Annotated in this window: 18 protein-coding genes; 3 read left to right on the top strand and 15 right to left on the bottom strand. The window is 44.4% G+C overall.

Translation table 11 applies throughout. The features are described from left to right. Nucleotides 1–5: 5 nt before the first annotated feature. From rplX to rpsJ, 13 genes are all read right to left on the bottom strand, one after another. Nucleotides 6–320, bottom strand: a complete 315-nt coding sequence (rplX, locus tag G337_RS0101290; protein ID WP_028862264.1) for a 50S ribosomal protein L24 — start codon at nt 318–320, stop codon at nt 6–8. Between the two features lie 10 nt (nt 321–330). Then, the gene (gene rplN, locus G337_RS0101285) at nt 331–699 is read right to left on the bottom strand and encodes a 50S ribosomal protein L14 (protein ID WP_019613685.1); all 369 of its coding nucleotides are present in this window, start codon (nt 697–699) and stop codon (nt 331–333) included. Between the two features lie 163 nt (nt 700–862). Continuing rightward, nucleotides 863–1,114 carry a 30S ribosomal protein S17 gene (gene rpsQ / locus G337_RS0101280; protein ID WP_019613684.1) on the bottom strand — a complete coding sequence of 84 codons (252 nt, stop codon included), beginning with the start codon at nt 1,112–1,114 and terminating at the stop codon, nt 863–865. Then, a complete protein-coding gene (gene rpmC, locus G337_RS0101275; protein WP_019613683.1) occupies nt 1,114–1,305 on the bottom strand; it encodes a 50S ribosomal protein L29 in 192 nt (63 codons plus the stop codon). Before rpmC ends, rpsQ begins: the two co-directional genes overlap by 1 nt. Then, the gene (gene rplP / locus G337_RS0101270; protein ID WP_019613682.1) at nt 1,305–1,715 is read right to left on the bottom strand and encodes a 50S ribosomal protein L16; all 411 of its coding nucleotides are present in this window, start codon (nt 1,713–1,715) and stop codon (nt 1,305–1,307) included. Before rplP ends, rpmC begins: the two co-directional genes overlap by 1 nt. 11 nt (nt 1,716–1,726) lie before the next feature. Further along, nucleotides 1,727–2,416, bottom strand: coding sequence for a 30S ribosomal protein S3 (gene rpsC, locus G337_RS0101265; protein ID WP_028862263.1), 690 nt, complete (start codon nt 2,414–2,416; stop codon nt 1,727–1,729). Between the two features lie 3 nt (nt 2,417–2,419). Then, nucleotides 2,420–2,755: a 50S ribosomal protein L22 gene (gene rplV, locus G337_RS0101260; protein ID WP_019613680.1), complete on the bottom strand. Its 336-nt coding sequence runs from the start codon at nt 2,753–2,755 to the stop codon at nt 2,420–2,422. Nucleotides 2,756–2,763: 8 nt separating this feature from the next. Then, complete coding sequence (rpsS, locus tag G337_RS0101255; protein WP_019613679.1) at nt 2,764–3,039, bottom strand: 30S ribosomal protein S19; 276 nt, start codon at nt 3,037–3,039, stop codon at nt 2,764–2,766. A 14-nt stretch (nt 3,040–3,053) separates the two neighbouring features. Further along, nucleotides 3,054–3,881 (bottom strand): 50S ribosomal protein L2, encoded by an 828-nt coding sequence (gene rplB / locus G337_RS0101250; RefSeq protein WP_028862262.1) that lies wholly within the window; start codon nt 3,879–3,881, stop codon nt 3,054–3,056. Between the two features lie 11 nt (nt 3,882–3,892). Beyond that, nucleotides 3,893–4,192: a 50S ribosomal protein L23 gene (gene rplW, locus G337_RS0101245; protein ID WP_019613677.1), complete on the bottom strand. Its 300-nt coding sequence runs from the start codon at nt 4,190–4,192 to the stop codon at nt 3,893–3,895. Then, on the bottom strand, nt 4,189–4,794 hold the full coding sequence (gene rplD / locus G337_RS0101240; protein WP_028862261.1) for a 50S ribosomal protein L4: 606 nt from the start codon (nt 4,792–4,794) through the stop codon (nt 4,189–4,191). Before rplD ends, rplW begins: the two co-directional genes overlap by 4 nt. 13 nt (nt 4,795–4,807) lie before the next feature. Further along, nucleotides 4,808–5,446, bottom strand: coding sequence for a 50S ribosomal protein L3 (gene rplC / locus G337_RS0101235; protein ID WP_028862260.1), 639 nt, complete (start codon nt 5,444–5,446; stop codon nt 4,808–4,810). Between the two features lie 15 nt (nt 5,447–5,461). Next, nucleotides 5,462–5,773, bottom strand: coding sequence for a 30S ribosomal protein S10 (rpsJ, locus tag G337_RS0101230; RefSeq protein ID WP_011771756.1), 312 nt, complete (start codon nt 5,771–5,773; stop codon nt 5,462–5,464). A 360-nt stretch (nt 5,774–6,133) separates the two neighbouring features. Here rpsJ and G337_RS0101225 point away from each other — a divergent pair, with 360 nt between their 5' ends. The 3 genes from G337_RS0101225 to G337_RS0101215 are packed head-to-tail and all read left to right on the top strand — an operon-like array spanning nt 6,134 to nt 9,165. Further along, entirely contained in the window at nt 6,134–8,170 is a 2,037-nt protein-coding gene (locus G337_RS0101225) for a tRNA(Met) cytidine acetyltransferase TmcA (RefSeq protein WP_028862259.1), read from the top strand. Next, nucleotides 8,157–8,849, top strand: coding sequence for a 16S rRNA pseudouridine(516) synthase RsuA (gene rsuA / locus G337_RS0101220; protein ID WP_028862258.1), 693 nt, complete (start codon nt 8,157–8,159; stop codon nt 8,847–8,849). Before G337_RS0101225 ends, rsuA begins: the two co-directional genes overlap by 14 nt. Nucleotide 8,850: 1 nt before the next feature. Continuing rightward, entirely contained in the window at nt 8,851–9,165 is a 315-nt protein-coding gene (locus G337_RS0101215; RefSeq protein ID WP_028862257.1) for an MGMT family protein, read from the top strand. Here G337_RS0101215 and G337_RS0101210 read toward each other — a convergent pair. After that, nucleotides 9,162–11,333: an alpha/beta fold hydrolase gene (locus G337_RS0101210; RefSeq protein WP_028862256.1), complete on the bottom strand. Its 2,172-nt coding sequence runs from the start codon at nt 11,331–11,333 to the stop codon at nt 9,162–9,164. The genes G337_RS0101215 and G337_RS0101210 overlap by 4 nt on opposite strands. A 5-nt stretch (nt 11,334–11,338) precedes the next feature. Further along, nucleotides 11,339–13,234 (bottom strand): acyl-CoA dehydrogenase family protein, encoded by a 1,896-nt coding sequence (locus tag G337_RS0101205; RefSeq protein WP_028862255.1) that lies wholly within the window; start codon nt 13,232–13,234, stop codon nt 11,339–11,341. Between the last annotated feature and the right edge of the window lie 8 nt (nt 13,235–13,242).

The following is a 13,242-nucleotide window of genomic DNA, read 5'->3' as shown; positions in this document are numbered from 1 at the left end:
TCCAGTTACTTCACAAGTTCATTATTAGATTTGAAAAAACGTACTTTTTTGCCGTCTTCAAGTCTAAATCCAACACGATCTGCTTTACCCGTTTCCGAGTTGTAGATCGCAACATTTGATACTTCGATTGGTGCTTCCTGTTCGATAATACCACCAGTTACGCCCGCTTGCGGGTTTGGCTTTTGGTGTTTCTTAACAGTGTTTACACCTTCAATAATTACTTTACCGTTAGATAAAACTTTAGAAACTTTCCCAGTTTTACCTTTATCTTTACCGGTAATAACAATTACTTCATCGTCACATTTAATTTTTACTGCCATTTTCGGTTCCTTACAGTACTTCTGGCGCCAGTGAAACAATCTTCATAAAATTATCATTACGAAGTTCACGAGTTACAGGGCCAAAGATACGTGTTCCGATTGGCTGGTTTTGTGCATTCAACATAACCGCGGCGTTGCGGTCAAAACGAATTACAGAACCATCGGGACGACGTACACCTTTTCTGGTACGCACAACCACAGCTGTGTGAACATCACCTTTCTTCACTTTACCGCGAGGAATTGCTTCTTTTACAGAAACTTTGATGATGTCACCGATTGCTGCATAACGGCGATGCGAGCCACCAAGGACCTTAATACACATTACGCGTCGAGCGCCTGAATTATCGGCGACATCCAGCACACTTTGCATTTGGATCATTACAGTGCTCCGCTATATTTAGCTAAATTACTTTCTAAGAGTTGTGTTCCCTTTCTTGAAGGGAGCGGCATCATACCACCAACTTTTATAGAAAGATAGTCTAAAAAAACGGCACTCAAAAATGAGCGCCGTTTTCAAATATGCAAATAAGGCTTAATTTGAATTAAGCTTTACTTACCACTTCTACCAATGTCCAAGACTTAGTCTTAGAAAGTGGACGGCATTCGCTGATTAATACAACGTCGCCTTCACTACACTGGTTAGTTTCATCATGCGCATGTAACTTAGTCGTACGCTTCATGAATTTACCGTATAACGGGTGCTTCACTTTACGTTCGATAGCAACAACGATAGATTTATCCATCTTTGCACTGATTACTTTTGCTTGAAGAGTACGAGTTTTAGATTCGCTCATTACGCACCTGCCTTCTGATTTAATACTGTCTTAACACGGGCGATGTCACGGCGTACTTGTTTAACCAAGTGTGCCTGTGCTAACTGACCTGTGTTTAACTGCATACGTAAGTTAAACTGCTCACGTAATAGGTTTAGAAGTTCAGCATTAAGCTCTTCAACGCTTTTTTCTTTAAGTTCGTTAGCTTTCATTACATCACCTTACGAGTTACGAAAGTTGTTGCCAATGGCAGTTTAGCAGCTGCTAGAGCAAATGCTTCACGAGCCAATTCTTCTGGAACACCTTCCATTTCATAAAGAACTTTACCTGGTTGGGTTTGAGCAACCCAATATTCCACGTTACCTTTACCTTTACCTTGACGAACTTCTAACGGTTTGCCGGTAATCGGTTTATCAGGGAACACGCGGATCCAGATTTTACCTTGACGTTTTACATGACGAGTCATTGCACGACGTGCTGCTTCGATTTGACGAGCAGTAATTCGACCACGACCGACAGCTTTTAGTCCAAATTCGCCAAAGCTTACTTCCGTACCTTTCGAAAGACCACGGTTGCGGCCTTTGAACATTTTACGGAACTTCATACGTTTTGGTTGCATCATTAGCGTATCTCCTACTTACCGCGGCTTTTGCGCTTTGGTTTAGACGGCTGTTGTTCTTGTTGTAGTGGTAAACCACCTAGAACTTCACCTTTAAAGATCCAAACCTTAACACCGATAATACCGTAAACAGTAAGCGCTTCTGAAGTTGAGTAATCGATATCAGCACGAAGAGTATGTAGAGGTACACGACCTTCACGATACCATTCAGCACGTGCGATTTCTGCACCACCTAAACGACCACTTACTTGAACTTTAATACCTTTAGCGCCTAGACGCATAGCATTTTGTACCGCACGCTTCATAGCACGACGGAACATTACACGACGCTCTAACTGAGAAGAGATAGAATCTGCTACTAGTTTTGCGTCAAGTTCAGGTTTACGAACTTCTGAAATGTTGATTTGAGCTGGAACGCCGGCCATTTTAGCAATAGCTGTGCGTAGCTTTTCAACATCTTCGCCTTTTTTACCAATTACAACACCTGGACGTGCAGTGTGAATAGTCACACGAACACTTTTAGCCGGACGCTCAATTGTAATCTTAGACAAAGAAGCATTTTTCAGTTTCTCTGTTAAGAATTTACGGATTTCAAAGTCACTGTATAAGTTATCTGCGAAATCTTTCTTGCCTGCATACCAAGTAGAGCTAAATGCTTTAGTGATACCTAGGCGAATACCGTTAGGATGAACTTTCTGTCCCATTGTTTAACCCCTGTCTGATACCACAACTGTGATATGGCAAGAACGCTTCATGATGCGATCGGCACGGCCTTTCGCACGCGGCATGATGCGTTTCATCGTTGGACCTTCATCAACACAAATTTTGCTGATTACTAGCTCATCAATATCCGCGCCTTCATTATGCTCAGCGTTTGCAATTGCAGAATCTACAACTTTCTTAACCAATACTGCCGCTTTTTTAGGGCTGTAAGATAAAAGTTCTAGTGCTTTTTCTACTGGAAGACCACGTACTTGATCTGCTACCAGACGCGCTTTCTGTGCCGAAGAACGAGCGAATAAATGTTTAGCTAAAGCTTCCATAATTTCCCTTATTTCTTCGATTTCTTATCCGCGACATGGCCGCGGTAAGTACGAGTTGGTGCAAATTCACCCAGTTTTTGACCAACCATTTCGTCGGTTACAAATACTGGCACGTGTTGACGCCCGTTATGGACAGCGATGGTCAGACCAATCATATCTGGAATGATCATTGAACGACGAGACCAAGTCTTAATAGGCTTTTTCTCACCGCTTTCCATCGCTTTCTCTACCTTCTTCAGCAAGTGTAGGTCAATGAATGGACCCTTCTTGAGAGAACGTGGCATGGCGATACCTCTGCTTATTTCTTATTACGACGACGAACAATGTACTGATCAGTACGTTTGTTCTTACGAGTTTTGTAGCCTTTAGTTGGCATACCCCAAGGAGAAACAGGATGACGACCACCACTTGTTTTACCTTCACCACCACCATGTGGGTGATCTACCGGGTTCATTACAACACCACGAACGGTAGGGCGAACACCACGCCAACGCGTAGCACCAGCTTTACCTAGTTGACGCAGCATATGTTCTGCATTACCAACTTCACCGATTGTTGCACGACACTCAGCAGGGATTTTACGCATTTCACCACTACGTAAACGTAGAGTAACGTAAGCACCATCACGAGCTACAATTTGGCTGTATGCACCAGCTGAACGTGCAATTTGTGCACCTTTAGCAGGTTTCATTTCTACAGCATGTACTGTTGTACCCACTGGGATATTACGCATCGGTAAGCAGTTACCTACTTTGATTGATGCATCTTCACCAGACTGGATTTGATCACCAGCAACCAGGCCTTTAGGAGCCAGGATGTAGCGACGCTCACCATCAGCGTAAAGAACTAGTGCAATGTTTGCACTACGGTTTGGATCATATTCCAAACGCTCTACTTTTGCCGGGATACCGTCTTTATTACGTTTAAAGTCAACAATACGGTAGTGATGCTTGTGACCACCACCGATGTGACGAACCGTAATACGACCGCCATTATTACGACCACCAGATTTAGATTTAGACTCTAAAAGCGGTGCGTATGGCTTGCCTTTGTGCAGATCGTTATTTACCACTTTAACTAAGTGGCGACGACCTGGAGACGTAGGCTTACATTTTACAATAGCCATCTATAATTCCTCTATTCAGCGCCAGCGAAATCGATGTCAGCACCTTCAGCCAGGCTAACGTATGCTTTTTTCCAGTCGCTGCGGCGACCCATACGTTGACCTGTACGCTTGGTTTTACCCTTCACGTTTAGTGTGCGAACACCAGTAACTTCGACTTCAAACAGTTTCTGAACTGCCGCTTTGATTTCTGCTTTAGTCGCAGTACCTGCAACTTTGAATACCATAGTGTTATGGTTTTCAGCAGATAAAGTTCCCTTTTCAGAGATATGCGGGGCTAGGATAACTTGCAGTAAACGTGCTTCACTGATCATGCTAGGCTCTCCTCAATCTTTTTCACTGCATCAGCAGTTACTAAAACTTTATCAAATGCGATTAGGCTAACTGGATCAATACCTTGAACGTCACGAACGTCTACTTTGTAGAGGTTACGTGCTGCTAAGAATAGATTTTCATCTAATTCTTCAGTAATGATAAGAACATCTTTAAGATCCAGTTCTTTTAATTTAGCTTTCAGCTCTTGAGTTTTAGGAGCTTCAACACTGAAGTTTTCTACAACGATTAGACGATCCTGACGAACTAATTCAGACAGAATGCTTTTCACTGCACCACGGTACATTTTTTTGTTAACTTTCTGGCTGTGGTCCTGTGGACGCGCAGCGAAAGTTACACCACCGCCAACCCAGATTGGGCTGCGAATAGTACCTGAACGAGCGCGGCCCGTACCTTTTTGACGCCATGGCTTCTTACCACCACCACGTACATCGCTACGGTTCTTCTGAGCACGAGTACCTTGACGAGCACCAGCTGCATATGCAACGACTACCTGATGTACTAGGGCTTCATTGAATTCACGTCCAAAGGTAGCGTCAGAAACTTCAAGAGCACTTTGTGCATCTTTCAATACCAATTCCATACTAGATCCTTGGTTATGCTTTAACAGCAGGTTTAATGAACACATCGCCGTTTTTCGCACCAGGTACTGCACCTTTAATGAGCAGTAAGTTGCGTTCAACGTCTACGCGAACAACTTCAAGGTTTTGAGTCGTAACACGCTCAGCACCCATATGACCAGACATTTTTTTGCCTTTGAAAACACGACCCGGAGTTTGACACATACCAATCGAACCATTTGAACGATGTGATAGTGAGTTACCGTGAGTTGCGTCCTGCATAGAAAAGTTCCAGCGTTTAACACCGCCTTGGAAACCTTTACCTTTAGACTGACCTGTAACGTCTACTTTATTTTTTTCGTTGAAAAGCTCAACGCTTAGCTCAGCACCGACTTTGATATCTGCACCTTCGTTGTCAGCAAGAGTAAACTCCCACAGACCACGGCCAGCTTCAACACCTGCTTTCGCAAAGTGACCAGCTTCCGGCTTGTTTACACGGCTAGCTTTTTTTGAGCCAGCTGTTACTTGAATAGCGTTGTAGCCATCAGTATCAAGTGTTTTCACTTGAGTAACACGGTTAGGTGAACATTCAAGAACTGTAACTGGGATAGAAACACCATCTTCAGTGAAGATGCGAGTCATACCAACTTTACGACCTACTAGACCGATTGTCATTGTTTAAACTCCTTTCTAACCCAAGCTGATTTGAACATCAACGCCAGCAGCTAGATCTAGCTTCATTAGTGCGTCAACAGTCTTTTCAGTTGGTTCTACGATATCAATCAAGCGCTTGTGAGTGCGGATCTCATACTGGTCACGTGCATCTTTATTTACATGCGGTGATACCAGTATTGTGAAACGCTCTTTACGAGTTGGTAGTGGGATAGGACCACGTACCTGAGCACCTGTGCGCTTTGCAGTTTCAACGATCTCCGCCGTTGATTGATCGATCAGTTTATGATCAAAAGCTTTAAGGCGGATACGGATTCTTTGGTTCTGCATGGACCAAAACTCCAATAGTTAAAAATACAACATACAAACAAACACCTGACAACCTATACAAGATAGATCTCAAGTGCTCATTCAAACTAGTAGCTCCCCAATCGGGAGTCATTTTGATAACCTTATGAACTGGTTATGGGGCTTTAGCCCGCTTACCATATCGGCAAGTGCGGTGCATGATATAGTATTTGTGCACTAATGCAAGTTTTTCTTAGTGTTTTGTTTAAAATATATGCATAAAGATCTTCGTGTACTATTCATGAAGATATTTACAAACTGCAGTTAACCGCTACGCTGACCTAAAATCCGTTTAACGATGGTATACTGCGCCTATTAATGCTTCTCTGAACAGGATCTCCAGTGCCGTCAATTCTTTCATTTGCAGATACACTCCAGCACCTGGCTGCAGCAGACAACCATCGCTGCTTATTACGCCTGCAGGGTGAATCAGACTGGTGTTTATCACAAGCACTTCAGTTAATTAAACAACGGGCACAGCCCTACTTCTGGTACGGCAATGCTCCGGATGAAATCTGCAGCACTTCTTTCAAACAGATACTGGGACGAGAGACACCATTACTGGTCATTAATGCGCTTGAACACTTTGATGCAAACGCCTTTGCAGCTTGTGAAGGAACATTACGCGGCGGCGGATTATTGATTCTGCTTAGCCCGACTGAAATAGCAGATGAAGATCTTTTCTATCAATATATCAGCTCGCAGCTGTCTGCCTGCAGATTTATTACGATCCGCCAGGATCACCCTCTTCCCGATCTTGAATACCCGCACCGCGTTAGCACAATTAACAACCCGCTTAATCTGACACAGCAGCAGACCGCCGTTGAAGCCGTAATCAAAACAGTAACAGGCCATCGACGACGCCCTCTGGTATTAACCGCGAACAGGGGGCGCGGCAAGTCAGCTTCACTGGGTATTGCGGCGGCTGAGCTATTAAAAAGAGGCAGTAAACGAATTTTAGTCTGTGCACCAAACAAGCAGGCAACGGCAACACTTTTTAAACATGCAGACCTGATATTAAATAACAGCGAAAACAACTGCTTCGCAATTATCGACAAAAACAAGTCTATCGAGTTTATCGCTCCCGACAGTCTACTTGCAGAGAAGCCAAAGTGTGATCTGCTGATGATTGATGAAGCGGCGGCTTTGCCTGTACCTACACTCGAGACACTGGTAAAACATTATTCCCGCGTTGTTTTTGCCACCACTCAGCATGGTTATGAGGGATCCGGACGGGGTTTTGCTCTGCGTTTTCAGAAACGCTTAAATGAAATTGCACCACAGTGGCGTCAGCTTCACCTCGACCAGCCTATACGCTGGGCCGAGAATGATCCTGTGGAAAACTTTACCCTGAACAGCTTATGTTTAACGAAAAGCCTTTGCGAAAAACCTTTGTACAATAATAAGCAAAGTCTTCAATTCGAAAAGTTAAATGCTCTGCAGCTAGCATCAGACAAAGCACTTCTACAGGAAGTATTCTCTTTATTAGTCCTGGCACACTATCAGACTAAACCTTCTGACCTTGAAAAACTACTTAATGACCGCTCTCTGCATATATTCATTATTAAACAGAATAAGCAGCTTCTCGCGGTAGCACTTATTAATGAAGAAGGCGGGCTTGATGAAGAACTCTCAAGTAAAATATGGCTGGGAAGTCGTCGTGTACAGGGAAATCTCATCGCTCAGTCCCTCACTTTTCACTGCGCCTTTAAACAAGCGGCCTGTGAGTCTTATGCACGTATCCAGCGAATTGCAGTTCACCCTGAATGTCAGCATCAGGGATTAGGTAAACTGTTTATAAGCCGCTTAATTAACTGGGCTGAGTGCAGTCAATTTGACCATATCTGTGCCAGTTTCGGGGCAACTGCTGATTTACTGGCATTCTGGCAGCAGCAGGCATTCACCACTTTACGCATCGGCTCTACTAGGGACAGCAGCAGCGGCACACATTCCATTATTGTTAACCTGCCGCTGTCCGAAAAAGGCAGAATATTACACAGCGCAGTGCGGGAACAGTTTCAGCAGCAGTTTCCTGTCCAACTGAGTCGACACCTGCAGCATATAGAAGCAGAGCTGGTTTTAAGCATATTAAATGAGTTTTCAAAAACTGATCCGAAAGCTGAGCAGTTACTTAGTTATATAGAGGGTAACCGTCCTTACGAATATGTTGAGCAGATGCTGAGCGAATTAGTTATCAACTCAAGCCTAAATAACTTAACCAAAGAGCAGCAGTCGCTTACAATACAAAAAATAGTACAGAACAACAGTTGGCCTGAAGTGTGTAAAAAACACAATTACAGCGGAAAAAAAGAAGCACAGAGTAAGCTTAAATGTGCAGTTAAACAGTTATTAAAAGAAGAAACCAATGAGATTAGATAAATACATCTGCCAGTCGACCACTTTAACCAGAAGCCAGGCTAAAAAGGCAATAACTCAAGGGCGCATCAGCAGCTCAGAAAATACGATCCGCAGCACAGCTTATAAAGTGTCCGAAAATGAACAGATCAGTTTTGATGGAAAAGTAATTAATGTGCGCGGTATACGTTACATTATGCTTAATAAACCAGCGGACTTTATCTGTTCAACAGTTGATGAGCAGCTTCCCAGTATTTTAAATCTGCTTGATGTAGAAAAACGTGAACAGCTGTTTATTGCCGGCCGCTTAGATGCAGATACCACAGGTTTAACCCTGATTACAGATGACGGTCAATGGTCGCATAAAGTGACCAGCCCTAGAAATAAATGCTCAAAATGCTACCGTGTCGGCCTTAATGCGCCAGTCGGTGAAGATGCAGTCGCTTTATTTCGAGAAGGCATACAGCTGAAAAATGAAGCTAAACCCTGTTTACCTGCCGAGCTGCAGATCATCTCAGAAACAGAAGTATTACTGACTATCAGTGAAGGCAAATATCATCAGGTTAAACGTATGTTTGCAGCAGTCGGTAATCATGTAGTGGAATTACACCGTGAGAAGATCGGCAGTATTGAATTGGACAGCTCACTTGATTTGGGTGAATGGCGTTACCTGACCGATGCCGAAGCACAGAGCATTGCATAAAATGAAAACCTTTAATGAGTTATGTTATGACTTATTAAAACAGATCCCCGAAGGTAAAGTTGTTACCTATGGGGATATTGCTCATGCGCTTAACTGCAAAGCTTACCAGGCAGTGGGTAATGCGATGGCAAATAATCCAAACCTGATAATTGTGCCCTGTCACCGGGTGGTTAAAAGTACAGGTGAAATAGGCCAGTACGCTTTAGGTACAGCCAGGAAAGTAGAATTATTAAAGTCGGAGGGAATTGAAATCGAGCACCTGAAGATTAAAAACCTGGCTAAATTCCGTTTTCACTTTGCTCATAGCTGCAGCTAAAGCGTCTCTAAAAATTTCTTCACAACTTTAAATACTTCCAGACTTGCATGCCCGCGAACAATAACATGGCGTTTAAAAACTATCTCTTCAAGCTTTTTATAGGGCGATCTGACCTTATCAAGAATTTCCACGGCACCGGACGGATCAACAACCGGATCTTCGCTTCCCTGCACTATCAGTAAAGGAGCACGAACTTCCGGCAGCTTACTGCGGCAGGACTCCTGCAGCTCCAGCAGGCGGCGCAGACCACCGATATATATCTGCTGGTAGTTACAGTCAGGACTTTCAGAATCATTGTCGACAAACTTCAATGCCCCGTCTGTAAAGGAGATACTTTCCATCATCTTATTCCAGCTGTCTAAAAGCGGTGAAAACTGCGCAGACTTCTGACGCAAATTCAGCGCCGGATTAATAGCGATAACTCCCGCCACCTTTTCAATATCTCCGCAGCTTTTCAAAATCGCCAGCAGTGCACCGGCAGAAAATCCGCTGAGCACTACCTTAGAATGATAATGTGAAAGAACCGCATACCCCCGTTTAAATGATTCTAACCAGGATTTCAGCGTTGCTGTATCCAGCTCCTTCGGGTGGGTGCCGTGACCAGTTAGGCGCACCAGATAAACCCCGTAACCCAGCTGGTTTAAGTACCCTCCCAGCTCAATCATCTCACCGGGTGAAGCCAGAAAACCATGTGCCAGCACAATCCCGAGCTTATCTGCATCACCTTTAAGGTGACGCGGCTTACCCGCTTCTCTGCTTTTTGTGCGGTTCTGCTCAAAAGAACGCATTCTTTCCGCTTCGTAAATAGAACGGTCTCTTTCTGCAGCGGTTTCCGCCACCTGTTGAGAAAGCTTGTCCGTAGAGCCGGCCGTCAGTTTTCTGATGGCGCAGACATACTTTCTCATCACTTCAAATTCATTAGCCAATACACTGGTGGTATTCTCAATACGCATTCGATGAAAGTGTGACGGTTTTGCTATTTTATTCTGATCAACAAACAGGCCGCCGTTTTCTCTTAATGCAGTTCCTTCAGCTTCAACCAGTTCCATCATTTTATCATAGGGCAGGTAAGGTTCATCGGAGACAAGATTAATAATCCCCTCTCTAAGGCTTAGGTGAACCCGGCGGTTATTTCTGCTTTTAATCAGAATAATCGCCAGATATATCACCTTTTTAAAGTCATTTTCCGCCATGCCGCTGTCCGGCACATAACGTAAAGCGGTAGCAACCAGATGATCCATATTAATTGCCAGCCGGTTGTAGACTCGATACATAAAAATGCGGGTAAGACGATGGCGCATAATCACCATCAGCCAGTCCATGGTTTTAGATGCAGATAAAAAAGGCAGGCAGTACCTGAAAAAACGCCGGTAAGGCCGGGTAAAACTACGCACATCAATGGGATGACCGAAAGAGATCGAGATATCGCACTCTTCTAGTATTATTCTGCCTTCAACCAGCAGCTCTTCTTCAACCTCAGGCGAGATGTCTTTAAGCAGCAGCTGTACCCCGGTTGATAATAAATTTTTGCCCGGACGAAGCGGGTAATAACTGATGTTAACCGGAACAATACATAAGTCCTGCGGAGCAAGATCCCCCGGCCCATAAAGATTATAGGTTTCCTGATAATAATTAATCAGCTCTTCATTATTATCAGCAATCGCTCTTTTGTACTCCTGCTTCATCAGAAATGTTTTCAGCGCTAAAATCGCAGCTCCGGTGTGAGGGGCACGTACAGAATCCGGCAGGCGCAGCTGCAGACGGCGTCCTTCAACCACCTTCTTATTTTTTATCATCGAACCTTCGGGATAAATAACCCAGTTATAGGTACCGCTCATCAGTTCCGATATTATTTTTTCATCCCGCCCTTCAAGGTTTAAGGGGTGCGCTCCCACGGATTCAAGAAAACTACCAAAGGGACCAACAAAAAGTGAGCTGTCAGCTAAAGAGTGCACCATCTGGCCGTTAAATTTATACAAAGCCTGCGGCAGCAGTGCAGTTTCCATCCGGGTAAAGTGATTAACTACAAATAAAGTAGGGTTAGTACGCAGATTTTCCAGCCCCTCAGCCGAAATCGTTGAACCTGTAAATTTTTCAATAATTCTAATCAACAGGCTCGATAAGCGGAATGAGCGGCTTGGCTTGGCAAGGGTAGGCTCATGAGGCATTGCCGCTACTCCTTAGGGCCTACGGGGTAGATCCCCTCTTCAAGCCAGGAAAAGTCTTTTCTTAATATCGCCGTACTAATCTGCTTCGCCGTTTTTCTCTGTCCGGAAAAAACCGCCTTAAACTCCGCTTTAATACGCCTACGAGCCTGTCGACAGTGGTGATCTGCTAAAGTTACCGCATTGTTATGACCTTTTAAAACCTGACTTTCGGCATAGGAGCAGACAGCAGCCATAGCAAACAGCTCTGAGCCTATCGTCATTAGATGCCCAAGAATCTCCTGACGCAGCTCTAACTTCTCACGATGCACTCCCATCTGTAGAAATAGTGTTCTTGCCAGCCTATGAGCAGTACGCTGACAATAATTGATATGCCCGGCTAATTTCCCTTTATGAGAAAAACGTGCAAACAGAGTTAAATTAATAAACTGTCTGGGATACCAGACGGCATATTCTTTTAACAGCTTAACAACTGCAGTTTTTTTAGCCGCAAAGTCTGCCCCGGGCTTAATCAGATCTGCGGCTAGTTTAAGGTGGGTGTCCAAAGCCTCGCGGCTTAAAAACAGTTCCATAATATCTGATGTTCCCTCGATAATACGGTTAATTCGGCAGTCACGCAGCATACGCTCCACTGGAAATGGTAATTCACCACGCGCTTTTAATGAAGATGCTTTTTCATAACCGCGTCCGGCAAACATCTGTACCGTTTCATCCATTACCTGCCAGGCCATTTCACTGCAGAACAACTTAGCCATAGCGGCTTCCATACGAATATCGACATTACCTTTATCAGCCAGATGACTGGTCATCCAGGTCACTGCTTCCATAGCAAAAGCCGTAGAAGCAATAAAGGCTAAACGGTTAGAGCCTTTTTCATGCTCTGCAACTGCAGATCCCCACTGTACACGCGTTCCTCCCCAGCGCCGCGCCATATTGACACACTGCTTAGCCATACCGGCACTTGCCGCCGGCAGGGTGAGACGCCCGGTATTAAGTGTCGCTAATGCGATTTTTAAGCCGCGCCCCTCTTCTAAAAGCAGGTTCTCAACCGGCACCTGCACATCGGTAAAGCGCATCAGTCCGTTTTGAATACCGCGTATACCCATAAAATCACAGCGGTGAACCAGCTCAATGCCGGGGCTTTTTCCTTCAACAATAAATGCAGAAATCTGTTTAACCTCTTTTCCGCGGACCATTTTAGGTGCAGTGCAGGCCATCACCACCAGATAATCGGCAATCAGACCATTGGTACACCACAGTTTTTCACCGTTAATAAGATAATGCGTGCCCTGCTCATTAAGAGTTGCAGTGGTTTCCATATGCGCAGGATCCGAACCAACACAAGGTTCGGTTAAAGCAAAAGCTGAAATAGCCCCCTCCCTGAAACGGGGAAGGAAGCGCTCTTTCTGCTCCTGGGTACCAAATAACTTAAGCGGCTGCGGTACGCCGATACTCTGGTGAGCGGATATCAGCACCGCAGTTGAACCACAGTGACTGGCTATCGCCATCATCACCCGGTTGTAATTAACCTGCGTTAAACCAAGACCGCCGTATTCCTTGGGCACCTTCATGGCAAAGATGCCGATTTCAGCCAGCGCCCGGATCGCCTGATCGGGAATGGTGCGGGTTTCGTCAACTAAATCAGCATCAAGCTGTTCGTGAAGAATCTTGCCGACCTGCATAACTAACTGATCACCTATTTTTTTATCTTCATTACTCTGCACAGGAAAGGGGAAGAGTATCTCTTTTTTAAACTCCCCCATAAATAACGACTTACCAAAACTAGGGTGATGCCATACTGATTCCCTAGCACTTTCAGTAATATGTAATGACGAGGCTTTTGCATCACTCATTTTCGAAGTATCAATGATTACTTCATTTTCTTCCTTATCTGGTAAGCTCATAAAAACTC

The organism is Psychromonas aquimarina ATCC BAA-1526 (assembly GCF_000428725.1).
GTDB classification, from domain to species: Bacteria; Pseudomonadota; Gammaproteobacteria; order Enterobacterales; family Psychromonadaceae; genus Psychromonas; species Psychromonas aquimarina.
The sequence above is the reverse complement of the archived record's forward strand: the minus strand, read 5'-3'. Positions and strand labels throughout refer to the sequence as shown.